Here is a 23,871-nt window from a genome sequence, read left to right as displayed (position 1 = left end):
GCCGCAACATTCCTGTCGTCATCGCGCCGGATCGCAGTGAGCCGATACAATCGCCGGTCCGTTCCGCCTGCCACTCGGCACGCGGACCCCGCCCGCACCTTCGTTTCGCATGGACAACAAAGACCTTTCGGGCCACACGCCGATGATGCAGCAGTATCTCGGCTTCAAGAGGCAGCACCCCGATCTGCTGGTGTTCTACCGCATGGGGGATTTCTACGAACTGTTCTTCGAGGACGCGATCCGCGTTGCGCGGCTGCTCGACATCACGCAGACCCATCGCGGGCAGTCCGCCGGGCAACCGATTCCGATGGCCGGCGTACCCTTCCACGCCGTCGAGCAATACCTCGCGCGGCTGGTGAAGATGGGCGAATCCGTGGTCATCGTCGAGCAGATCGGCGATCCGGCCACGTCGAAGGGCCCGGTCGAGCGTGCCATTTCGCGCATCGTCACGCCGGGCACGTTGACCGACGCCAGCCTGCTCGACGAGCGCGCGGACTCGCTGCTGATGGCGCTGCACGTCGAGCGTGCACGGGCCGGCGTCGCCTGGCTCAACCTCGCCAGCGGCGAACTCAAGCTGACCGAAGTGGCGGCCAACGTGCTGCCGTCGCTGCTCGACCGCCTGCGCCCGGCCGAACTGCTGGTCGCCGATCTCGCCAGCGCACCCGAGGGCAGCTGGGCGGTCACGTCGCGCAGCGCCTGGCAGTTCGACGTGACGGAGGCAACCCGGCTGCTGTGCGAGCACTTCGGCAGCCGCGACCTCGCCGCCTTCGACGTTGCCGAGGTGCCGATCGCGCTGGCCGCCTGTGGCGCGCTGTTCAGCTACGCGCAGGCGACGCAGCAGCGGGCGCTCGCCCACGTCACGACGCTCGCGGTCGAACACGATTCGAACTGGCTGCGCATGGACGCGGCCACCCGGCGAAATCTCGAACTGACCGAAACCCTGCGCGGTGAGGCGTCACCGACGCTGCTGTCGCTGCTCGACACCTGCGCCACCTCGATGGGTTCGCGCTGGCTGCGCCGCGCGCTGCACCACCCGCTGCGCGAGCGCGCACGCGCCGACGCGCGACAGGAGGCGGTCGCCGCACTGCGCGACACCGACCGCGCCGACCGGGTGCACGACGCGCTGCGCGGCATCGCCGACATCGAGCGCATCGCGGCGCGGGTCGCGCTGCGCACCGCACGGCCGCGCGACCTGTCCAGTCTGCGCGACTCGCTGGCGAAGCTGCCGGCCATCGCCGAGGCAATCCCGCTCGATCGCGGTCTGCTCGACCAGGCGCGTGCCACACTGGCGCAGCCGCTGGCCGCCAGCGACCAGCTCGCCCGCGCCATCATGGACGAACCGGCCGCGCAGCTGCGCGACGGTCGCGTCATGCGCGCCGGTTTCGACGCCGAGCTGGACGAACTGCGTGGCCTGCAGGACAACTGCGGCGAGTTCCTGCTGGCGCTGGAAGCGCGCGAGCGCAGCCGCACGGGCATCGCCAACCTCAAGGTCGAGTACAACCGCGTACATGGCTTCTACATCGAGGTCACGCACGCCAACATCGAGCGCATCCCGGACGACTACCGCCGCCGGCAGACGCTGAAGAACGCCGAGCGCTACATCACGCCGGAACTGAAGGCCTTCGAGGACCGCGCACTGTCAGCCGCCGATCGCGCCACCTCGCGCGAGAAATTCCTGTACGAACAGCTGCTCGACGCGCTGGCGCCGGAACTGCCGCTGCTCGGCGACATCGCCCGCGCGCTGGCCGAGCTGGACGGTCTGATCGCCTTCGCCCGCGCCGCCCAGCGCCACGACTACTGCCGGCCGCAGTTCGTCGACGAACCGGAAATCACGATAGAGCGCGGCCGTCACCCGGTGGTCGAACAGCAGGTCGAAAACTTCATCGCCAACGACACGGCGATGCATGACGCGCGCCGCATGCTGCTGATCACCGGCCCGAACATGGGCGGCAAGTCGACCTATATGCGACAGGTGGCGCTGATTGCGCTGCTGGCCCACTGCGGCTGCCCGGTGCCGGCGCGCGCCGTGCGGCTGGGGCCGCTCGACGCCATCCACACCCGCATCGGCGCCTCCGACGACCTCGCTTCGGGCCGCTCGACCTTCATGGTCGAAATGACCGAAGCGGCCGGCATCCTGCACGGCGCCACTGAACGCAGCCTGGTACTGATGGACGAGATCGGCCGCGGCACCTCGACCTTCGACGGCGTGGCGCTCGCCCAGTCGATCGCCCGCCATCTGCTGACGCGCAACCGCAGCTGGACCCTGTTCGCCACCCACTACTTCGAACTGACCCAGCTCGCGCAGACCCACCCGAGCTGCGCCAACATGCACCTGGATGCGGTCGAGCACGGCAACCGCATCGTTTTCCTGCACGCGATCGAAGAAGGCCCGGCCTCGCAGTCCTACGGTATCGAGGTGGCCGCGCTGGCCGGCGTTCCGGGTACGGTGATCCGCGACGCCCGACGCGCGCTGCAGCAACTCGAAGCCAGCCGCATCAACGCCGGTCCGCAGGCCGATCTGTTCGCGCCCGCGCCACCACCACCGGAACCGCCGTCGCACGCGGCGGTCGATGCGCTCGCCACGCTCGACCCGGACAGCCTCAGCCCCCGCGAGGCACTGGACGCGCTGTACGCACTGAAAAAACTGCTCTGAGGACACCTCAATGGCTCACGCCGTGATCTGGATCTTCGTCGCACTGGTCGTCGGCATCTGGACGCTGATGGCCTGGACCGCCGACTCCGTGTTGAACTGGCCCGGCTGGAGCGCCAACGCGCTGGCCGAATGGCCGCTGTGGCTGGACAGTCTGCGGCCGCCGGTCTGGTTGGCCCCGTGGCTGCCGCAGGAATGGCTGGACGACAGCCGCGCCTGGCTGCTTGACGCCGGCCCGGAAATCCAGGCTTGGCTGCAGCAGACGCCCGACCTGCGCGGCCTGCTCGGCTTCATCGTATGGACGGTGTGGCTGATCGGCGCCGGCATGATGCTGCTGATGGGCATCGCCGGCAGCGCACTGGTGAAGCTGTTCCAGCCGAAGAAGGTCGCTGACGCGCCTCCGCCTCGACACTGAGCCTCCGTCCGGGGAGCGGCTCCACCCGCGTGCCGCGCTCCGGACATCTGTCACGCCGGCATAAGCTTCCGGTTCGCCGCGCCGGGCAGCACCTTCAGCGCCGGACCCTGCTGCAGCACGTAGCTGCGGCTCTTCACCGTGCTGACGTAGCGCCACTCGCAGCGGCAGGCGTCCTGCGTCGCGGTGACGATCATGAAGCCGCGGCGCGCGGTGTCGGCGTACTGCAGCGGGCCGATGATCTGTGTCAGCCCGGCGGCGACCGCCAGCGGGTTTTCGCTCGGGAAGTACTCCTCGAAACCGGGCGAGGTCACGCCGGGCGTCGCGAACTCGACGCCGACCGCACGACCTGCGTAGTCCGCCAGGTCGCTGGCCCAGGCGTTGTGTGTGTCGCCCGACAGCACGACCAGGTTCTTGTCCAGCGCCCGCGCAGTGCCGAGCACCGTTTCGCGTGCGACGGCGTAGCCGTCCCAGGCGTCGAGGTTGTACGGAATCGCCGGCTGCGCGAGCACCGCCTGCTCCTGCGGCGTCAGCGTGGCCGGTGCGGTCTGCGCCTTCACCACCAGCGCGCTGTAGGCTGAAAAACTGATCTGGCCGAGCACCAGCGGTGCCGGAATGTTCATGCGGCCCATCAGCACCTGCTGTCCGAGCAGGTCCCAGGTGGTGTCGGACTGCGCCAGTTGCAGGCCCAGCCAGTCATTCTGTTCGGCGCCCAGCAGCGTGCGGTTCGGGTCGGCCAGATCGGCGGCGAAGCGCGCGCCGTCGAAACCGGTGGCGCCGAAGTAGTCGGCGTACTCCATCTGCCGGTCGCGGCCGATGACGCGGGTGTCCAGCATGTGCAACGACAGCAGGTTGCCGAAGCGGAAGCTGCGGTAGATGCGCTCGGGCTGCGCCGGATCGGCAACGCGCGTCGGCATCCACTCGTGGTAGGCCTTGATCGCCGCCGCGCGCCGCTCCGCGAACACGCCTTCCAGTCCTTCGCTGTGGTTCTCGGCGCCGTCGCGCCACGTGTCGTTGGCAATCTCGTGGTCGTCCCACACCGCGATCACCGGCAGCGCGGCGTGCAGCGCCTGCAGATCGGGGTCGGTGCGGTACTGGGCGTGACGGATGCGGTAGTCGTCCAGCGTCAGTATCTCGCCGGCCGGCTCGGACACGCGACCCAGTGCGGCTGCATCGCCCGAGGCGTAGCCACCGCGCGGGTACTCGTAGATGTAGTCGCCCAGATGAACCGCCGCGTGCAGATCGTCCAGCTTGGCCGCCTCGGCATAGACGTGGAAATAGCCGGCCGGGTAGTTGGAACAGGAAAACACCGCCAGCTTGACCTGCTCGACCGCACCGGCCGGCAGCGTGCGCGTGCGGCCGACCGGTGACAGCTGGCCGTCGGCGCGGAAGCGGTAGTACAGGCGTGCAGCCGCCGGCAGGCCGAGCACGTCGGCCTTCACCGTGTAGTCGATGTCCTCGCCGGTCAGCACGCGGCCGCGCCGGATGATGCGGCTGAAGCGCGCGTCCAGCGCCACTTCCCACAGCACGGCAACGGTGCCCGGTCGGGTCGGCGACACGCGGGTCCAGATGATGACGCGGTCGGACAGCGGATCGCCGCTGGCCACGCCGTGCTGGAACAGGCTGTCGGTCGCCGCCAGCGCGGTGGCGGAGCGGACGACGGCGGAACCGGCCAGCGCACCGGCGCCGATGCCGCGCATGAAGTCGCGGCGGGAAAAGACATTGCGGGACATCGCGGAAGCTCCGGGCGGAAGAAGTTGCCGCGGAGTGTGGTGAGCGCCGGTGACAGGTCGATGACGGATTGTTGAACGCGTGATCAACGCGGCGACATGCGCCTGTCACATGCACTGCCTATCGTGCGTCGCAACAACCGCATTCCCGGAGTCGCCCGATGAAGAACACCCTGCTTGCCCTCGCGATAACCGCCGGCCTGTCGCTGCCCGCCCACGCCGTCACGATGGACAGCGCCACGCTGAACGGTAATCTGCTCGACACCAGCTTCAGCACGCCGTCGCTGATCGCGCTCGACGTATCGCTGCTGAACAACGCTGCACTGAGCTTCAGCTTCGTGCTCGATGCCGCCGACATCGCAGCCGGCGGCGCCGACTTCAACGCCATTCTGCGCGACGCCAGCGGCTTCGGCATCGGTTCGCTGAACGTGACGACGGGCGGCGCACCGGTCTCCTGGACGGCAGGTTCGGTGCGCGCGGCAACGGTGAATGGCGATCTGCTCGATGCCAATTTCTTCGCAGGCGCAACGGTGACGGAGTTCTACTTCGGCAACCCCTTCTACGAGGGCGGCCTCGCCGACTGGCGCATCGCCTTCGCCGGCCTGAGTGCGGGCGATCGCTTCACGCTGGACATCGCGACCACGCCGGCCGTACCTGAGCCGCGCGAATGGATGATGATGCTGGGTGGTCTGGGCATGATCGTGCTGAGCGCGGCGCGCAAGCTGGGGCGTTGACGCCTCACCGCGGTCGACTGAGGCGTCTGCGTCCGATCACCGGCGGCATCGCGAGCAATCTCGCTCCCACAGGGACCCCGGCCGCGGGTCAGGCGCAACCCCTGTGGGGGCGGCTTTTGCCGCGACGCGGCCGCTGCTGTACGCGGCTTCGATACCGGCCGCTGTCGGGGTCAGAAGACCCCTCCCACAAGATCTTGGCGCAGGCTCAGATCAAAGGTTTGACGTATTTCCCCGGTGGGCGGCGCCTCAACCGCGTCCCAGCCACTGCTTCAGCAGTTCCTTCGCCGCCGCACTGGCGCGTACCGCGGGGCCGATCTTCGCCTGATCGACCGGCGGCGCGTCGAGCCGCACGCGGAACTTCATCAGTTCGTCGCGCCGGAAGGCGTGGATCTTCACCTCGTCGCCGGCATTGCGACGCTTGAGCAGCGTGTCGAGCGAGCTGGCCGTGATGCGCAGATTGTCCAGCGCGACCAGCACGTCGCCGGCCGACAGCCCGGCGCGCTGGGCGGCGCCGTGGTCCAGCACCTGCGTGAGCTTCACGTTGTCGCCGTCGTTCGTGGTCTTCACGCCGAGCACCGGCGTGCTGCCGGCGGCTTCGAACGCGAGGTCGAGACCGACCGCGTGCAGCAGCCTGTCCAGCGACAGATCATCCGTGCCCTCGGTCGCCTCGTCGAAAAAGCGCTTGAGCTTCATGCCGCTGACCGCTTCGGCCGCGCGGCGTATGCCATCTTCCGGCACGCCCTGCCCACTCAGTCCGTGATCGGCCCAGAGCCTGCGCATCACGTCGTCCAGCGACACCGCGCCGCGGCTCTTGCTGCGCAGCGTGAGATCCAGCGCCAGCGCCACCAGCGCGCCCTTGGCGTAGTAACTGACGATGGCGTTCGGCGCGTTCTCGTCCTGGCGGTAGTACTTGATCCAGGCATCGAAGGACGAGTCGGCCACGCTCTGCTTGAGCCGACCGCTGCCGCGCATCACCTGGGTCACGGTCTTGCCGAGCAGCTTCAGGTAGTCGTCCTGCGTGATGACGCCTGAGCGCACCAGCGCCAGATCGTCGTAGTAGGAAGTGAAACCTTCGAAAGCCCACAGCAGCCGCGTGTAGTTCTCGACCCTGAGGTCGTAGGGCACGAAGGCGGCTGGCTTGATGCGTTTCACGTTCCAGGAATGGAAGTACTCGTGGCTGCACAGACCGAGGAAGCCGCGGTAGGCATCGCTCATCGCGGCGGCGCCGGGCGCCGGCAGGTCGTTGCGCGAGCACAGCAGCGCGGTGCTGGAGCGGTGCTCGAGTCCGCCGTAGCCGTCGCCGACCGCCATCACGAGGAAGACATAGCGCTCGAAGGGCGCCGGTTCGCCGAACAGCCGGATCTGCCACTCGCAGACACGCTTCAGGTCGGCGCACAGCCGTGCGGCGTCGATGTCGTGCCGGCCGGTCACCACCACCTCGTGCGGCACGCCGCAGGCCTTGAATTCGTACAGCGCGAAGCTGCCCATCTCGACCGGGTGGTCGATCAATTCGTCGTAGTTCGCCGCCCGGTACACGCCGAATCCGTGACGCTTGGCGCCGCTGCGGCCGCCGGCCTCGGGCAGCGTCGTCGCGACGCGCCATTCCTTGTAGGCGCGACCGGCCGGAGGACGGATGTCGATCTCGCAGGGCTGCTGTTCGCAGCCATGCACCATCAGGAACACGCTGCTGCCGTTGAAGAAACCGTGCGTCGTGTCGAGGTGAGCGGCGCGCACCGACAGGTCCCACGCATACACCTCGTAGCGCACGCGCAGCGCGCCGTCGCACGGTGCGGCACGCCAGGTGTGCTTGTCCAGCTTGGTCAGCGGCACCGCGCGCACGCCGTCGCGCGCGTCGATGCGCACGATGTGGCGGGCGAACTCGCGGATCATGTAGCTGCCGGGTATCCAGGCAGGCAATGACAGCAGCTGGCCGTCGGCCGCCGGCTTGTCGATGTCGAGTTCGACCTCGAACAGATGGGCTTCGGGATGGATGGGCGTGATGCGGTAGCGGACGGCGCTCATGTCGGCGTTCTGGCGTTTGGACAGCCGCGATTTGACCACAGCGCCGGCTGCCTGGGTCAGCGGGCGCGGTCCGCATCGTCCTACAGCACCCGACCACGTCACCGACAGGCCGGCGCGTCACGAGCAACTAGAGTTTCGTCATGGCTGAACGCCATCCTCTTCATCGCAACAGGAGAACTGCCATGCAGATTACCGCCACCCGATCCACGCTGCTGAAGCCTGCCGTCCGCCTGGCCACCGCCACTGCACTGGCGCTGACGCTGGCCGCCTGCGGCGAATCCACCGACAACGCGACCGTCGGCCAGAAGCTCGATTCCGCCATCTCGCAGACCGAAAAGAAGGCTGACGAAATGGGCGCCAAGGCCGAAGGCTCGCTCGACAACGCGCAGGCCCGGGCCGAGGCCGCGGCGGCCGACGCCAAAACCTCCGTCGAGTCAGCCGCGGAGCGCATGGGGGAAAAGATCGACGACGCGACGATCACCGCCAACGTCGCCGCACGCCTCGCCGGCGACCCCGATCTGAGCGCGCTGAAGATCGACGTCGATACCACCGACGGCAAGGTGACGCTGAGCGGCCCGGCGCCGACCGAAGCGGCGCGTGCCCGTGCCGCCGAACTGGCGGCCTCGGTCAAGGGCGTGACCGGCATCGACAACCGGCTCGTTGTCACCGCCGGCTGATCCCGCCGCGCAGCACAGTGATCCGCCGTGATCCGTCGCGGCGGCTGATGGCGCCTCGCGAGGGCGGGAAAGATATAATCCCGCCTGATGCGAGGACACCATGACACTGAAGAAAACTGATCAACTATTCGAAGCAAACCGCCGCTGGGCCGAACGCATGCGTGCCGACGACCCGCAGTTCTTCGAGCGGCTGGCCACGCTGCAGGCGCCTGAATATCTGTGGATCGGCTGTTCCGACAGCCGGGTGCCGGCCAACCAGATCGTCGGTCTGATTCCGGGTGAAGTGTTCGTACACCGCAATGTCGCCAACGTGGTGGTGCAGACCGACCTGAACTGTCTGTCGGTCATGCAGTACGCCGTCGATGTGCTCAAGGTGAAGCACATCCTGGTGGTCGGTCACTACGGCTGCGGCGGCGTGCGCGCCGCACTGCACGACATGCGTTTCGGTCTGATCGACAACTGGCTGCGCAACGTGCAGGACGTGCGCAACAAGCACCGCGGTCTGCTCGAAGCGGTCGGCGCCGGCGAACTGCAGGAAGACCGGCTGTGCGAGCTGAACGTGATCGAGCAGGCGATGAACGTCTGCGAAACCACGGTCGTCCGCGAAGCCTGGGCGCGCGGCCAGGACGTGCGTGTGCACGGCTGGATCTACGGCCTGAAGGACGGCCTGGTGCGCAACCTGCGCATGGAAGCCGGCAGCGAAGCCGAACTGGCGGGCGCCTACGACCTCGCGCTGAGCTCCCTCACCTGATCTGCCCACGCCCGGCGGCCGCCGGGCGCCCCGGCTGGCGATAGTCCGAACGGACTATCGCCAGACCGCCGTCATTCTTTTCCCTGTCAAACACGCATCCCAGACTTCGCGCGTCCGACCGGCGCGTGCTGCGCCGTCGTGGACTTCCCCCACGAACACGTCAGCGAGGAGTCTTCATGTCTTCCCAGTTCCACCCCGACAACACCGAGTCGATCAACCCGTCGTCGAATGAAACCATTCGCGACGTGATCGCCGAATTCAACGGCCGCCGCAACTTCATGAAGGGCTCGATCGGCACCGCCGTGCTGGCCTCGATGGGCGGCTTCAGCCTCGAGGCGCTGGCTGCCGGCTATGTGCCGAGCCCGTCGCCGACCAATGGCGGCATCGGTTTCACCGGCGTGCCGGCCAACGTGGCACCGATGACCGACGGCATCACCGTGCCGGCCGGATACACCGCCAAGGTATTCATCGCCTGGGGCGACGCGATCGGCAAGACCGGCCCGCACGCCAACACGCACTGGGATCCCGCCACCGCGATGACCGCCGAGCGCCAGCTGACGACCTGGGGCGCGCACAACGACGGCATGCACTTCTTCCCCTTCCCGGCGGCCGGTGCCGGCGGCATCGCCAACGACCGCGGTCTGCTGGTGTCGAACCACGAATACGTCGATCCGGGCCTGGTCTGCAACACGCTGACCTACGCCACCGACGTGATCACCAAGCCGATGGTCGATGCGCAGCTCGCCGCTCACGGCGTCAGCGTGATCGAAGCACGCAAGATCGGCGGTGAGTTCAAGGTGCAGCGTCCGAGCGCCTTCGCCCGCCGCGTTACCGGTGCCACGCCCTGTAAGCTCAGCGGCCCGGCCGCCGGTCACGCCATGGTCAAGACCGCCGCCGACCCGACGGGCACCACCGTGCTCGGCACGCTGAACAACTGCGCACACGGCTACACGCCCTGGGGCACCTACCTCACCTGCGAAGAGAACTTCAACGGCTATTTCGGCACCACGGCCGCCAAGCTGGCCGCACAGCCGCGCACCGCGCACGAAACTCGCTACGGCATGAGCCAGGCCGGCTTCGGCTACCGCTGGCACGAAGCCGACGCGCGCTTCGACTTCCGCGACAACCCGAACGAACCGAACCGTCACGGCTGGATCGTCGAGATCGACCCGTGGAACCCGAACTCGGTGCCGGTCAAGCGCACCGCGCTGGGCCGCTTCAAGCACGAGTCGGCCATCGCCGCGGTCGGCAGCGACAACAGCGTCGCCTTCTACATGGGCGACGACGAAGCGAACGACTACGTCTACAAGTTCGTCTGCGCCAACAAGCTGAACACGAAGAACCGTGCCGCCAACCGCGACATGCTGGACCACGGCACGCTGTACGTGGCGAAGTTCAACGCCGACGGTACGGGTCAGTGGCTGCCGCTGGTGTTCGGCCAGAACGGCCTGATGCCGGCCAACGGCTTCAACAACCAGGGCGACGTGGTCATCATGTGCCGTCAGGCCGGCGACGTCGTCGGTGCGACCAAGATGGACCGTCCGGAATGGGTCGCCGTGCATCCGACCACGCGCGAGGTCTATTTCACGCTGACCAACAACAGCGGCCGCAGCACGACCGACGCCGCGAACCCGCGTCCGCAGAACGTGTACGGCCACATCATCCGCTTCAACGAGAACGGCGGCGACGTGCGCGCCACCGGCTTCCAGTGGGAAATCTTCGTCGAGTGCGGCGACAAGCTGAGCGCCAATCCGCAGCGTCAGGGCAACATCATCGGTGACGACCTGGGCTCGCCGGACGGCCTGTGGTTCGATTCCGACGGTCGCCTGTGGATCCAGACCGACCAGGCCGGCGACGCCACCGGCAACTACGCCAACATCGGCGGCAACGCGATGTTCTGCGCCGACCCGGCCACCCGCCAGATCACCCGCTTCCTGACCAGCCCGATCCGCTGCGAAGTGACCGGTGTGGTCACCACGCCGGACAACAAGACGATGTTCGTCAACATCCAGCACCCGGGCGAAGGCTGGAGCGGCAGCTTCACCTCTCGCAGCACCTGGCCGGACAGCGGCTTCAACGGCCCGACCACGCAGAGCGCCAACGGCGTCGCCAAGCCGCGCTCGGCCACGGTCGTCATCACCAAGGACGACGGCGGCGTGATCGGTACCTGACCGTCTTCACATCGGCGTCATGGAGGCGGCGTAGCGTCGCCTCCATCAACGAAACCTCCGTAAAGGATTCATCATGAAACTGAAACTCGCCGCTCTGGCGCTGGCCTTCGCCGCCGCACTGCCGGCCCACGCCGCGCTGACCAATGACGCTGCCGACATCGGCAACGCCATCGTTGTCGACTTCAACGACTACGACGGCTTCCTGACCACCGGTCCCGAGACGGTCGCCCCCGGCGTCATCTTCACCGGCGACGAAGGATCGGAACTGGGTGCCTTCATCCGTGACCTCGGCAGCAATGGCATCTGGGGCGCCGACACGCCCTTCGTTGCAGGCGGTGCCATCGGCGAACTGCGCTTCACCTTTGCCGAACTGACGTCGGGTGCCGGCGCGCTGCTGAATCATTTTGCAGCCGACTTCTTCCCGTTCTCGGTCGTGGTGTCCGCCTACGGCGACAATAACCAGATCATCGAAACTTACACGCTGGCGATCGATACCGACGAGCTCGGCTACAACGAAGGTCAGTTCGTCGGCATCACGCGCGACGTGGCCGACATCCGCTCGATCTCGTTCAAGGGCAACGGCGTGGTGCTCGACAATCTGGCGGTCGCCGCCCCGGTGCCGGAACCCGAAACCTACGCGATGCTGCTGGCCGGCCTCGGCCTGATCGGCATGGCTGCACGCCGTCGCACCTGATTACCGCACGACCCTGTCACACGCATGTCCTTGATGCCCGACCGCTGGTCGGGCATTTTTTTCGTCCGGCGGATGCCCGCGGTCATGCCACCGCACGCGCGTGTAGAAGCCCACGTGCGGCGAGCAGCGGCAGCAGCGTTGCCAGTCCGAGCGCGCAGGCGCTCAGCCACGCTGCGGGCGCGACCACGGCAAAGGAGAACTGTGCCGCCAGCCAGGGCACCGTGGTGACCAGCAGCAGCGCGAGCAGCGTGCCGCCGATCACCCAGCGCGCGACCGCGGTGCCGTGCCCGAGCCCACTCGGGTCAGCGGCCGACGCGCGGGCGGTGAAGATGAGCGCGATGCCGCTCGCCACCAGCGCAACGAACACCAGCGTGCGGACCTCGTCGGCCGCGACGCCGGCATCGAGTGCCCAGACATCGAATGCCACCAGCGCGGCCGACACGATGGCGCCGTAGAGCAGGCTGGTCGCAATGCGCGAGGGTGGCAGCAACACGGCGCCGCGCGGTCGCGGCGGCTCGCGCATCAGTGCGTCGCCGGCCTCGTCCGCCTCGAACACGATGGAACAGGTCGGGTCGATCACCAGCTCGAGGAAGGCGATGTGCACCGGCGCCAGCAGTACCGGCCAGCCGAAGAGCACCGGCGCGGCCACCAGCGCGATGATGGGCACGTGCACCGCGAGCGTGTAGGTCATCGCGTGGCGCAGGTTGCGGAAGATGCGCCGGCCCAGCCGTATCGCGTCGACAATGGCGGCAAAATCATCCTCCACCAGTACCAGCGCGGCCGCCTCGCGCGCGACGTCGGTGCCGCGCTTGCCCATGGCGATGCCGATATGCGCGGATTTCAGCGCCGGTGCGTCATTCACGCCGTCGCCGGTCATGGCGACGATGTCGCCGCGCGCCTTCAGTGCCTCGACGATGGCCAGCTTCTGCTGCGGGCTGACGCGCGCGAACACGCAGCAGCCGGCGACCGCATCGGCAAATGTCCCCTCGTCCATCGCCGCCAGATCCGGGCCGGTCAGCACACGCCCGCCGTCGATGCCGGCCTGTGCCGCGATCGCGCCGGCGGTGCGCGGATGATCGCCGGTAATCATGACCACACGCACACCGGCCGCGCGGCACTCGGCGACCGCCGCCGGCACCTCCGGACGCAGCGGATCGGCCAGCCCGATCAGGCCGATGAAGCGGAATTCGAAATCGTGCTGGATGTCCGGCACGCCGGCGCCTTGCGGGTGCGCCGCATGAGCCACCGCCAGCACGCGCAGGCCACGGTCGGCCAGATCGCCGGCGCGCGCCATCACCAGCGCGGCGGCATCCGCCGACAGATGGCAAAGGTCGATGATGGCCTCGGGCGCACCCTTGGCGGCCACCTCGCCATCGCGCCGATCCGGCGCCTGCCACAGGTGAGTCATCGCCAGCAGGTCGGGCGACAGTTCGTATTCGCGGGCCAGCGCCCAGTCAGGATGCAGGTGTTCGGTGTTCGCCAGATAGTCGCCGGCCAGCCGCAGGAAGGCCTGCTCCATCGGATCGTGCGGATCGGCCTCGCTCGCCAGCACCGCGTATTCAAGCAGGCGGTGATAGGTTTCAGGCAGTTCCTCCAGGCGTGCGCCGCCATCCAGCGCCAGCACCTCACCATCGACAGCAAGCGCGGCGACTTCCATCCGGTTGCGGGTGAGCGTGCCCGTCTTGTCGGTACACAGCACGGTGGTCTGGCCCAGCGTTTCGATCGCCGACAGCCGGCGCGTCAGCACGCGTCGGGCGGCGATGCGGCGTGCGCCGAAGGCGAGGAACACGATCAGGATGACCGGAAATTCCTGCGGCAGGATGCTCATCGCCAGCGTGATGCCATACAGCACGCCGTCGAGCCAGCCGCCGCGCAGCGTCGCGTAGGACACGGCGAGCAGCGCGCACAGCACGATGCCGATCACCGCCAGCCGGCGCGCCAGCAGCCCGAGTTCGCGCTGCAGTGGCGAGACACCGCTGACGGTGTCCGCCAGCGACTTGCCGATGCGCCCCAGCTCGGTGGCCTCGCCGATTGCCGTCACCTCGACCGTGCCGCGACCGCGCACGACCAGCGTGCCGGAGAACACGCGCAGCGGTTCGCCACCGTCGACCGGCAGTTTGCCGACCGGCACCGATTCTCCGGTCAGCATGGATTCATCGACCGCCAGATCGTTGGCGCTCAGCAGCACGCCATCGGCCGGCACGCGGTCGCCCTCGGTCAGCAGCAGCAGATCGCCGCGCACCACCTCGCGCCCGGCGATGCGCTTTACTGCGCCGTCGCGCATCACCAGCGCGCGCGGACTCGACAGGTCGCGCAGCGCAGCCAGCGCGTGCTCGGTGCGCCGTTCCTGAAAGACCGTGACGCCGATGATGAGCACGACGAAGCCGAGCAGCACCAGCGCTTCGTGCGCGTCGCCCATCAGCAGATAGATGGCGCCGGCGCCCAGCAGCAGCAGGAACATCGGCTCCCGCACCACCTCCAAGACCGTGGCGATCAGCGTGTGCGGCTTCTCGGCGGCGATCTCGTTCCAGCCGTCCTGCGTGCGGCGCGCAGCCACCTCCGCTTCGTTCAGCCCGGCCTGCTCCTTCGACCCGTTCATCCGCGGCATCCGTTGTTCAGTTCTCGCCGAAGTCTGGCACGAAAGCTGCCATGAACCTCGCGCGATCGCCGCAAGGCGGTTCAAACGGCAATAACGGGATGTTCAAGGCAGAAGTTGCCGGCAGCGCGCGGCAAACATTAACCGACCACACGAGAGGAAGAACCATGTCACGGATGGAAACCGCAGCCCACCTCGGTAGCCCGGCCGCGCCCGGCGCCAGCCTGCCGATGAGCGACGCCGACGACGAGCCCAGCCATCTTGGACAGTTCATTCCCCTGCACTACCACCACAACATGCTGCTCGACACCAACCGCATGAGCAATTTCAAGGCGGCCATCGATGCAGTCGTGTTCAAGGGCGCCCGCGTGCTCGAACTGGGCGGCGGCACCGGCGTGCTGTCCTGCTTCGCCGCAGCGCACGCGAGCAAGGTGTACTGCGTCGAATTCAACCCGGACATGGTGGCCGAATCGCGCCGGCTGCTGGCGATGAACGCGCATGGTCACAAGGTCGAGGTGGTGCATGCCGACGCTTTCGAATACCTGCCGCCGGAACCGGTGGACGTGGTCATCTGCGAAATGATCCACGTCGGCATGCTGCGCGAGAAGCAGGTCGACGTGATCGAAGCCTTCAAGGCGCGCTACCGCGCCCGCTTCGGCGACCGCCTGCCGATCTTCCTGCCGACTGCCGCGCTGATGGCGGTGCAGCCGCTGCACCAGGTGTTCGATTTCTACGGCTTCAACGCCCCCATCATCCAGTTCCAGCGCGTCGGCGCCGAACACCCGGGCGCAACCGAGCTGGCCGCACCGGTGGTCTACGGCGTGATGGACTTCGACCAGACCTGCAGCCGCGACATCGCCTGGAAGGGCGACATCGCCATCACTGCCGACGGTACGGTCAATGCGCTGCGCTTCATCACCAAGAACATCCTGGCGCTGCTCGGTACGCAGGGGCGGACGCAGGACTGGCTGAACGACTACCTGGTGCTGCCGCTGACGACGCCGGTCGAGGCGCGAGCCGGCGACACGCTGCACGTGAGCTTCAACTATCGCGCCGGCGGATCGCTGCAGTCGCTGGCGCGCACGATGCGCGCGACGGTACGGGAGAGGGTCTGCGCGACGGGCGCCTGATCAGCCGCCGAGCATCCACTTGATCACGCCTTTGGCAACGAAACCCATCATGCCGAGGCCGAGGCCGATCAGGATGACGAAGGTGCCGAAGCGACCGGCCTTCGACTCGCGCGCGAGCTGCAGCAGGATGAACAGCATGTAGAGCATGAAGGCGGCGACGCCGAAGGTGAGCCCGAACTCGGCAAATTGCTCTTCAGTGATGCCGCCCATGTGTGAAACCTGCTCCCGCAATATTCAATGAGTAGATCGGTGCGCGCTCAGGCGGCGCGCACCAGATCGCGATAGGCGTGCCAGCTGGCGTGACCCAGCAGCGGCACCACCACCAGCATGCCGACCAGCCCGGTCGCCATGCCGAACAGCGTGAATCCGGCGATCGCCACGCCCCACAGCGCCAGCGGCGCTGGGTTCTCCATCACCACGCGCCAGCTGGTGAGCACGGCGCCAAGTACCCCGATGTCGCGATCGAGCAGCAGCGGAATCGCCACCACGCTGGACGCGAACACCGGCGCGGCGAGCAGGCCGCCCAGCGCCAGCCAGGCCTCGAACAGCCAGCCCTGTTCCGCCAGCACGACCAGGCGCAGGAAATCCTCGGGCGTGGCCACCGGCGCCGGCGCACAGGCCCATATCAGGGCAGCCGAGGTCATCACCCAGCCGGTACCGGCCAGCGCCAGCAGCAGTCCGAACACCACCATGCGGCTGTCGCGCGGCTTCCACGCATGCACGGCCGTCATCAGCCCCGCCGGTTGCCCGCGCTCCAGTGCGCGACTGATCGCGTACAGACCGGTCGCCACCACCGGCGCGACCAGCATGAAACCGGTGAAGGCGCCATTGAGCAGCCAGAACTGGTCGGGAATCTGCCAGCACAGCAGCGCACCGAACACCGCGACGGCCGCGCCATGCAGCAGACCGGGCCCCGGACAGCGCAGGAAGTCGCGACAGCCGGCGACCAGCCAGTCCAGCGGTCGGCTCAGCGGTACGGCACGGGTGGTGTAGCGGCGGGATTCGATGATGGCGTGGCTGTCGTTCATGTCGGTCGGTCTGTCCGGATCGATCACCGACGCGCGCGGCAAGGCCACTGCAGCCCTGCCCGATGCGTCACGGAGTATGCCGGCCGCCGCACTCCTGCAACTTGACGCAGCTCATGCGCACCCGGCCGACGCACAAGTATCGGGCAAAGCGTGTCGCAACGGCAGCAAAGCGTCGCATCCGCACCGCCGCGGGGCGTACTTCGCCCTCGGTTTGTGCGGCGCAAAAAGGCTCTCGTCCCGGAAGCAGGCGCAGACAGGGCGACAGACGGTGACTCACCCACGGCTGCGTCGCGATCAAGCTCGCTCCCACAAGAGAGCGTCCTGTGCGCGCCCGCGCAAGGCTTCAGTGGGAGCGAGCTTGATCGCGATTGAACGCTCTCCACCTTGACAGAAAACCCGGCGCCGATCGGCAACCCGGCATGCCCACCGACTAATCCGGACTCAGGCCCGGTGGCCGCTGGTGCAGGGGCATCACATGGACCAGCGCGGGGTCCAGACGCAGTGCCAGCCGGTCTCCGCTGCCGATGCGGCGGCGCTGCGGCCCGGCCAGCGTGATGCGCAGACTGATCTGCGGATTGCGCTCCAGCGTCAGCGATGCCAGCGTGATCTCGCCAAGGTGGCGGGCCTCACTCACCGTCGCCTCCAGTTCCTGCCCGCTGCCGTCGGCGCCGAGCAGGATGCCGTCGCCCGGTACGACCCAGTTCACCGGCTGGCCCGGCTTGATCTTTCCCTTGTCGCGCACCTCGAGCAGCATGTCGCCGCTGTCACCGCCCGCCGCCGACACCCATTTCAGCAGGCCCCAGCCCGCCCGGCCCGACGGCCCCACCCAGACCCCCTGGAAACGGTTGTGCATGCCCACGAGGTCGGCCACGCGCGCGTTGCGCGGTGCGCGGTGGATGTGTTCGGGCGGCCCCTCCTGCAGCACGGTGCCGGCGTCCATCACCACCAGGCGGTCGGCCAGCAGACGCGCTTCGTTCAGATCGTGCGTCACCAGCAGGATGGGAATGTCGAGATCGCTGCGCAGATCGGCCAGCAAGCGGTAGAGCCCCTGCCGGCTCATCTGGTCGACTGCGGAAAACGGTTCGTCGAGCAGCAGCAGCTTCGGTTCGCGAGCGAGCGCACGCGCCACCGCCACGCGCTGCTGCTGGCCGCCGGACAAGGCGGCGGGTCGCCGCTGCTGCTGTTCCTGCGACAGGTGGACGTGGTCGAGCCAGCGCCGCGCCTGCGCTGCGCGCTCGCCGGGCGACAGGTGCAGCATGGCCAGTGCAACGTTGTCGACGGCACTGAGGTGCGGCATCAGTGCGTAGTTCTGGAACACCAGACCGACGTGGCGACGCTGCGGCGGCAGAAAGACGCCCTGCTCGCTGTCGCACCACACCTCAGCGCCGACCTCGATACGACCGCGCTGCGGCCGCATCAGTCCGGCCAGCACGCGCAGCATCGACGTCTTGCCGGCACCCGACGGACCGACCAGCGCCAGCAGCTCGCCAGCCGCGCAGTCGAAGCGACCGTGCAGCGGCATCGGCTCGGTCTGGGCGATATCGACCCGCAGTGCGCGGGCAGCGCGTTGATCGCCACTCATCGCCGGGCGGCCAGTCTGGCCGACGCGAAGAAGGACGCCGCGACCGCGCCGAGCGACAGCGCCAGCAACAGCAGCGCCATGCGGTCGGCGCCGGCAAGGTCGAAGGACTGCACGCGATCGTATATCGCGATCGCCACCGTCTTGGTCTCGCCCGGAATGCTGCCGCCCATCATCAGCACCACGCCGAACTCGCCCAGCGTGTGAACGAAGGTAAGCACCATGGCGGACAGGATGCCCGGCCAGGCCAGCGGCAGTTCGACCCGCCAGAAGGTCTGCCAGCCACTCAACCCGCAGACCGCGGCGGCTTCGGCGAGATTCTCCGGTATCGCTTCGAAGGCACGCTGCACCGGCTGCACGATGAATGGAATGTTGAACACCAGCGAGGCGATCAGCAGGCCGGCGAAATTGAAGGTCATCCTGATGTCGAAGGTTTCGAGCATCCAGGCGCCGAACGGCGAGCCGGCGCCCAGCGACACCAGCAGGTAGTAACCCAGCACCGTGGGCGGCAGCACCAGCGGCAGCACGACGAAAGCCTCGATCCAGGCCTTGGCGGAAAAGCGCGTGCGCGCCAGCCAGCGCGCCGTGAGCACGCCGGGCGGCAGCAGCACGAGCAACGTCACCACCGCCAGTTCGATCGACAGCGAGAATGCCTGCCAGTCCATGACCTGTCCTTAGTCAGTGCGTCGGCGCCGAAGCGCCGCTCACTCGCCGGGCATCGCGAAGCCGTGGCGACGCATGATGTCCTGCGCCGCCGGCGTGGCGAGATAGTCGTAGAAGGCACGTGCAGCGGGCGGCGCGCCGCGCAGCAGCACCATCCGTTGCGCCAGCCGGCGATGCCAGTTCTCCGGGATCAGCGCGAAGTCGCCAAGCGCGCTCACCTGTGGCGCCTTCGCCAGCGACAGCGCGATGATGCCGCCCTGGGTCGCGCCCGAGGTCGCGAACTGGGCCGCCTGCGAAATGTTCTCGCCCAGCACCAGCCGCGGTTCGATGTCGGCCCACACGCCGGCGTGCTGCAGCGCTTCCTTCGCACGGGCGCCGTAGGGTGCGTGTTCGGGGTTGGCGATGGCGAACTTCTTCAGCCGCCCGTCGCGCAGGGCCTGCGCCAGATCCCGCAGTTCGCCGTCGGCCTTCAACGGCGATCCGCGCGGCACGATCAGACCGATGCGGCCATAGGCATAGAGCCGCCCGCGGTCCTGCGTCAGGTCCTGATCGGCCAACCGGAACACGAAATCCTCGTCGGCCGACATGAACAGGTGGAAGGGCGCGCCCTGCCGGATCTGCGAGAAGAAGTTGCCGGATGAACCGAAAACCAGACGCATCCGCTGGCCGGTTTCGCGTTCGAAGCGGGCCGCCACCTCTTCGATCGCGAACTTCAGGTCGGACGCCGCGGCGACCGTCGGCGGCTCGGCGCTCCGCACCGGCGCTGTCAGCGAAAACGCCAGCACACACAGCAGCGCGATGCGTTGGATCAGGCAGACAGCTCTCATGAACGGCGCGCCTCCGGTCGACTCGATATATATCCGTATGGATATCGCGCGGTGAGTATAACGAGTATCGTGCTCGATGCATTTCCCTTCGTCTTCGATCCGCGATGAACACCAAGGCAGCGCCCGCCACCCTCGAACACAGCACCCGGTTTCGCGTGCAGATCAAGCACGCGGTGGCGATCGGTCCGGGCAAGGCCGACGTACTCGAAGGCATCGCGACGACCGGCTCGCTGGCCGAAACCGGTCGCCGGCTGGGCATGAGCTATCAGCGCATCTGGTCGCTGGTCGACGCGATGAACAAGGACTTCGTCGAGCCGCTGGTGACCAAGCAGCGCGGCGGCTCGGCCGGCGGTGGCGCCCGGCTGACCGCCACCGGAGAGCAGGTGCTGGCGCTCTACCGGGCGATCGAAGAGGACGCCCGCCTCGCCGCCTCGCGCCGCCTGCCCGAACTGCTGGCACTGATCCGGCCCGATGCCGGGACGGATTCTGTGGAAGGGGTCCTCTGACCCCGACGGCAGCCTGTATCAAGACCTGCAGACTGCTGAGGCTGCGTCGCGGCCAAGGCCGCTCCCACAACGGTTTCGCCTGACCGGCGGTCCAGACCTGCGCAAGGGTTCTGTGGGAGGGGTCTTCTGACCCCGACCGCAGCCTGCATCGAAGCCTGCGAACTGCAGTGGCCCTGTCGCGGCCAGGGCCGCTCCCACGGGAATCGCGCTTAATTCAAGGCCGGAGCCCGCGCGGGGGTCCTGTGGGAGGGGTCTCGACCCGACAGCAGCCTGAATCGAAGCCTGCGGACTGCAGCGGCCCTGTCGCGGCCAAGGCCGCTCCCACGGGAATTGCGCCTAATTCGAGGCTAGAGCCCGAGCGGGGGGCCTGTGGGAGGGGTCTTGACCCCGACAGCAGCCTGAAGCGAAGCCAGCGGACTGCAGCGGCCGCGTCGCGGCCAGGGCCGCATCGTCGAATGAGGACCCGTTGCCGGGACTACCGGGCGTTATCCGCAAGGCCGTCGAGTATCGGGCAGTCCGGTCGGCCGTCGCCGTGGCAGCAGCGGGCGAGTTCCGCCAGTGTGCGTTTCATTGCCGTCATTTCGGCGATGCGCCGGTCGAGGTCGGCGATGTGCGCCTCGGCGATGCGTTTCACGTCACCACTGGCGCGGTCCGGCTTCTGCCACAAGGCCAGCAGATCGGCGATTTCCGTCATCGAGAATCCGAGGTCGCGCGCGCGGCGGATGAAGCGCAGCGTGTGCACCTCGCGCTCGCCGTATTGCCGGTAGCCGGCGTCCGTGCGCGCCACCGCCGGCAGCAGGCCGAGCGACTCGTAATGCCGCACCATCTTGGCCGACACGCCGGAACGTGCGGCCGCCTCACCGATGTTCATCGCGCACCTCTTCGGGTTTCCAGCGCCGCAGCAGCAGCGCGTTGCTGACCACGCTGAAGCTGGAGAAGGCCATCGCCGCGCCGGCGATCACCGGATTCAGCATGCCGGCGGCGGCCAGCGGAATGCCGACCACGTTGTAGGCGAAGGCCCAGAACAGGTTCTGCCGGATCTTCGCCCAGGTGCGCCGGGAAATATCGAGCGCGTCGGCCACGCGCGCCGGGTCGCCCTGCATCAGCGTGATACCGGCGGCGTGCATCGCCACGTCGGTGCCGGTGGACATCGCGATACCGACGTCGGCGGCGGCCAGCGCGGGCGCGTCATTGATGCCGTCGCCCACCATGGCGACCACCGCCCCGCCCTGCTTCAGTTCGGCCACGACTTCGGCCTTGTGCTCGGGCAGCACTTCGGCGCGCACGTCGGTCATGCCCAGTTGCTCAGCCACTGCCGCCGCGGCACCGCGATTGTCGCCGCTCACCAGCACGGTACGAACGCCGCCTGCCTGAAGGCGGCTCACCGCTCCCGCCGCCGACGCCTTCAGCGTGTCGCCGAAAGCGAGCAGTCCGATCAGGCGCGGCGCAGTCGTCAGGTCGGCCAGCCAGGACACGGTGCGCCCCTCGGTCTGCAGTTGCGCGGCGCGAGCGGCGAGCGGCGACAGATCGACGCCCAGCTCTTCCGTGAAACGCGAGCTGCCCAGCTTCAGCGCGCGGCCGTCGACGGTCGCTTCGATGCCGCGCCCTGCGACCGCCGCCAGTTCGTTCGCCGGCAGTACCGTCACGCCTTCGCGCACCGCAGCCGTGCTGACTGCGCGCGCCAGCGGGTGCTCGCTGCCGGCCTGCAGTGCAGCGGCCAGCGCGAGCAGCTCGCCGGGCGCACCGACCGCCGGCTCGAACGCGACCAGTTCCGGTCGTCCTTCAGTCAACGTGCCGGTCTTGTCGAAGGCGACCACCGACACGCGGTGCGCGATTTCCAGCGCCTCGGCGTCCTTGATCAGAATGCCGTGCCGCGCCGCCGCGCCGGTGCCCACCATGATGGCGGTCGGCGTGGCCAGACCGAGCGCGCACGGGCAGGCGATCACCATGACTGCAACCGCATTCAGCAGCGCCGTTTCGACACCGGCACCAGCGATCATCCAGCCGCCGAAGGTGAGTCCGGCAAGCACGATCACCACCGGCACGAACACCGCGCTGACCTGGTCGACCAGGCGCTGTATCGGCGCCTTCTTGGCCTGCGCGCTCTCGACCAGCCGCACGATGCGCGCCAGCACGGTTTCGGCACCGATGGCCCGCGTGCGCACCACCAACCGGCCCTCGCCGTTGACCGCACCACCGGTCACACGGTCGCCCACCTGCTTGGCGACCGGCAGGCTCTCGCCGGTGATCAGCGATTCGTCCACCTGGCTGGCGCCATCGACGATGTCGCCGTCCACCGGCACCCGTTCGCCCGGTCGGATGACCACCTCGTCGTCGAGCACGACCTGCGCCAGCGGCAGTTCGACCTCTACACCGTCACGGCGTACCCGCGCGGTGTCCGGACGCAGCGCGTTGAGCGCGCGGATGGCGTCGGTGGTCTGCCGCTTGGCGCGGGTTTCCAGCCATTTGCCGAGCAGCACCAGCGTGATCACCACTGCCGAGGCCTCGAAATACAGATGCGGCATCGCACCCGGGCCGGCAGTGAGCCACAGCCAGACGCTCAGGCCCCAGGCGGCAGAGGTGCCGAGCGCGACCAGCAGGTCCATGTTTCCGCTGCCGGCGCGCAGCGCCTTCCAGCCGGCGACATAGAAGCGGGCGCCGAGCCAGAACTGCACCGGTGTCGCGAGCAGAAACTGAAGCCCGCCGGGCAGCATCCAGTGCGCGCCCCACAGCATGCCCACCATGGGCAGTGCCAGCGGCAACGACAGCGCGACCGCCAGCGCCACCGGCCACCATTCGGGCAGCGCACCGCGAGGAGCAACCTCGGGCGCGGCGGCCGGCGGCGTTGCACGATAGCCGGCGCGCTCGACCGCCGCCTGAAGCGCGCCGAGATTGTCGGCGGCACTGACGATGTCCGCGGTTTCGGTCGCCAGATTGACGCTGACCGACAGCACGCCCGGCACCTTGTTCAGCGCCTTCTCGACCCGCGCCACGCAGGACGCGCAGGTCATGCCTTCGATGTTCAGCCGCAGTGCCTGCGGCCTCAGTACGTAGCCGGCCTTGTCGACCGCCGCCTGCAGCGCGGCGGCATCGACCGAGGCGTCGGCCTCGACGGTCGCACGTTCGGTCGCCAGATTGACGCTGGCGGACACCACGCCGGGCGTGCGCGCCAAGGCCTTTTCGACCCGGGTCGAGCAGGAGGCGCAGGTCATGCCATCGACGCCGAATTCCCAGCGAGTGAGCGGGCCCGCACCGGCGGGCAGATCGGAGGTGTTCATTGGACAATCCTGTATCGGGAGAACGTACCCAGTGTCGACCTTCCCATGATGGCAAGGTCAAGCGGAAAATTCAGCCGCCGACGCCGGCGATCCCGAAACGAAATGAAAGCGACAAGACGCTTGACCTTCCCATCGTGGCAAGGTCCATCATCCTCCCATCCCAACCCGACAGCGGAGCCCCGCCATGAGCACGACCATCGAATTCACCGTCCCCGACATGACCTGCGGCCATTGCGCCGGCCGCATCAGGGCGCTGGTCGCCAGCATCGACGACGGCGCGAAGGTCGACATCGACCTGCCGACCCACCGCGTGCGCATCGACTCAACCGTCGACGCGGACACTTACCGCAGCGCACTGGCTGAGGCGGACTACCCGCCGGCGTAATCCGGTCTTTGCTGCAGGCTGTAATCGCGAGCAAGCTC

General features: G+C 68.2%; 20 protein-coding genes. 10 read left to right on the top strand and 10 right to left on the bottom strand.

Annotated elements, in window-relative coordinates:
• The first annotated feature begins 109 nt into the window (after positions 1-109).
• Complete coding sequence (gene mutS / locus WDZ97_RS02595; protein ID WP_425761706.1) at positions 110-2,653, top strand: DNA mismatch repair protein MutS; 2,544 nt, start codon at positions 110-112, stop codon at positions 2,651-2,653.
• A gap of 10 nt (positions 2,654-2,663) precedes the next feature.
• Positions 2,664-3,065: a hypothetical protein gene (locus WDZ97_RS02590; RefSeq protein WP_304004923.1), complete on the top strand. Its 402-nt coding sequence runs from the start codon at positions 2,664-2,666 to the stop codon at positions 3,063-3,065.
• 50 nt (positions 3,066-3,115) lie between these two features.
• Here the strand turns inward: WDZ97_RS02590 and WDZ97_RS02585 are convergent, their stop codons facing one another.
• Positions 3,116-4,795 carry an alkaline phosphatase D family protein gene (locus tag WDZ97_RS02585; RefSeq protein ID WP_425761705.1) on the bottom strand — a complete coding sequence of 560 codons (1,680 nt, stop codon included), beginning with the start codon at positions 4,793-4,795 and terminating at the stop codon, positions 3,116-3,118.
• Between the two features lie 158 nt (positions 4,796-4,953).
• On the opposite strand from WDZ97_RS02585, the gene WDZ97_RS02580 reads away from it, so the two are divergent.
• Positions 4,954-5,526 carry a hypothetical protein gene (locus tag WDZ97_RS02580; RefSeq protein ID WP_425761704.1) on the top strand — a complete coding sequence of 191 codons (573 nt, stop codon included), beginning with the start codon at positions 4,954-4,956 and terminating at the stop codon, positions 5,524-5,526.
• A gap of 246 nt (positions 5,527-5,772) precedes the next feature.
• Here WDZ97_RS02580 and WDZ97_RS02575 read toward each other — a convergent pair whose 3' ends face one another.
• The gene (locus WDZ97_RS02575) at positions 5,773-7,548 is read right to left on the bottom strand and encodes a M61 family metallopeptidase (RefSeq protein WP_425761703.1); all 1,776 of its coding nucleotides are present in this window, start codon (positions 7,546-7,548) and stop codon (positions 5,773-5,775) included.
• A gap of 182 nt (positions 7,549-7,730) precedes the next feature.
• Between WDZ97_RS02575 and WDZ97_RS02570 the strand changes: the two genes are divergently transcribed.
• The 4 genes from WDZ97_RS02570 (at position 7,731) to WDZ97_RS02555 (ending at position 11,841) form a co-directional block, all read left to right on the top strand.
• A complete protein-coding gene (locus WDZ97_RS02570; RefSeq protein ID WP_341928632.1) occupies positions 7,731-8,225 on the top strand; it encodes a BON domain-containing protein in 495 nt (164 codons plus the stop codon).
• 100 nt (positions 8,226-8,325) lie between these two features.
• Positions 8,326-8,976 carry a carbonate dehydratase gene (can, locus tag WDZ97_RS02565; RefSeq protein ID WP_304006684.1) on the top strand — a complete coding sequence of 217 codons (651 nt, stop codon included), beginning with the start codon at positions 8,326-8,328 and terminating at the stop codon, positions 8,974-8,976.
• A 176-nt stretch (positions 8,977-9,152) separates the two neighbouring features.
• Positions 9,153-11,147, top strand: coding sequence for a PhoX family protein (locus WDZ97_RS02560; protein WP_425761702.1), 1,995 nt, complete (start codon positions 9,153-9,155; stop codon positions 11,145-11,147).
• A gap of 73 nt (positions 11,148-11,220) precedes the next feature.
• Positions 11,221-11,841: a PEP-CTERM sorting domain-containing protein gene (locus WDZ97_RS02555; RefSeq protein WP_425761701.1), complete on the top strand. Its 621-nt coding sequence runs from the start codon at positions 11,221-11,223 to the stop codon at positions 11,839-11,841.
• Between the two features lie 82 nt (positions 11,842-11,923).
• Here the strand turns inward: WDZ97_RS02555 and WDZ97_RS02550 are convergent, their stop codons facing one another.
• On the bottom strand, positions 11,924-14,449 hold the full coding sequence (locus tag WDZ97_RS02550; protein WP_425761700.1) for a cation-translocating P-type ATPase: 2,526 nt from the start codon (positions 14,447-14,449) through the stop codon (positions 11,924-11,926).
• 155 nt (positions 14,450-14,604) lie between these two features.
• Here WDZ97_RS02550 and WDZ97_RS02545 point away from each other — a divergent pair, with 155 nt between their 5' ends.
• The gene (locus tag WDZ97_RS02545) at positions 14,605-15,567 is read left to right on the top strand and encodes a methyltransferase domain-containing protein (RefSeq protein WP_304006676.1); all 963 of its coding nucleotides are present in this window, start codon (positions 14,605-14,607) and stop codon (positions 15,565-15,567) included.
• Here WDZ97_RS02545 and WDZ97_RS02540 read toward each other — a convergent pair whose 3' ends face one another.
• From WDZ97_RS02540 to modA, 5 genes are all read right to left on the bottom strand, one after another.
• Positions 15,568-15,777, bottom strand: coding sequence for a DUF2788 domain-containing protein (locus WDZ97_RS02540; protein ID WP_008058471.1), 210 nt, complete (start codon positions 15,775-15,777; stop codon positions 15,568-15,570).
• A gap of 47 nt (positions 15,778-15,824) precedes the next feature.
• Positions 15,825-16,643, bottom strand: coding sequence for a DUF2189 domain-containing protein (locus tag WDZ97_RS02535; protein WP_019917702.1), 819 nt, complete (start codon positions 16,641-16,643; stop codon positions 15,825-15,827).
• A 382-nt stretch (positions 16,644-17,025) separates the two neighbouring features.
• Complete coding sequence (locus WDZ97_RS02530; protein ID WP_425761699.1) at positions 17,026-18,177, bottom strand: ABC transporter ATP-binding protein; 1,152 nt, start codon at positions 18,175-18,177, stop codon at positions 17,026-17,028.
• The gene (modB, locus tag WDZ97_RS02525; protein WP_425761698.1) at positions 18,174-18,839 is read right to left on the bottom strand and encodes a molybdate ABC transporter permease subunit; all 666 of its coding nucleotides are present in this window, start codon (positions 18,837-18,839) and stop codon (positions 18,174-18,176) included. The genes WDZ97_RS02530 and modB overlap by 4 nt, the downstream gene beginning before the upstream one ends.
• Before the next feature lie 39 nt (positions 18,840-18,878).
• Positions 18,879-19,664: a molybdate ABC transporter substrate-binding protein gene (modA, locus tag WDZ97_RS02520; protein ID WP_425761697.1), complete on the bottom strand. Its 786-nt coding sequence runs from the start codon at positions 19,662-19,664 to the stop codon at positions 18,879-18,881.
• Positions 19,665-19,768: 104 nt separating this feature from the next.
• On the opposite strand from modA, the gene WDZ97_RS02515 reads away from it, so the two are divergent.
• The gene (locus WDZ97_RS02515) at positions 19,769-20,170 is read left to right on the top strand and encodes a winged helix-turn-helix domain-containing protein (protein ID WP_304005338.1); all 402 of its coding nucleotides are present in this window, start codon (positions 19,769-19,771) and stop codon (positions 20,168-20,170) included.
• A gap of 475 nt (positions 20,171-20,645) precedes the next feature.
• On the opposite strand, the gene cueR is transcribed toward WDZ97_RS02515, so the two are convergent.
• Both cueR and WDZ97_RS02505 read right to left on the bottom strand, forming a co-directional pair.
• A complete protein-coding gene (gene cueR, locus WDZ97_RS02510) occupies positions 20,646-21,041 on the bottom strand; it encodes a Cu(I)-responsive transcriptional regulator (protein WP_425761696.1) in 396 nt (131 codons plus the stop codon).
• Positions 21,028-23,448: a heavy metal translocating P-type ATPase gene (locus WDZ97_RS02505; RefSeq protein WP_425761695.1), complete on the bottom strand. Its 2,421-nt coding sequence runs from the start codon at positions 23,446-23,448 to the stop codon at positions 21,028-21,030. The genes cueR and WDZ97_RS02505 overlap by 14 nt, the downstream gene beginning before the upstream one ends.
• Before the next feature lie 184 nt (positions 23,449-23,632).
• Between WDZ97_RS02505 and WDZ97_RS02500 the strand changes: the two genes are divergently transcribed.
• Positions 23,633-23,833, top strand: coding sequence for a heavy-metal-associated domain-containing protein (locus WDZ97_RS02500; protein ID WP_425761694.1), 201 nt, complete (start codon positions 23,633-23,635; stop codon positions 23,831-23,833).
• The last annotated feature ends 38 nt before the right edge of the window (positions 23,834-23,871 follow it).

It is taken from the genome of Methyloversatilis sp. MC4-4, assembly GCF_049843555.1.
Classification (GTDB): domain Bacteria; phylum Pseudomonadota; class Gammaproteobacteria; order Burkholderiales; family Rhodocyclaceae; genus Methyloversatilis; species Methyloversatilis discipulorum_B.
Note: the sequence above shows the minus strand (reverse complement) of the source record. Positions and strands in the feature narration are given on the sequence as shown.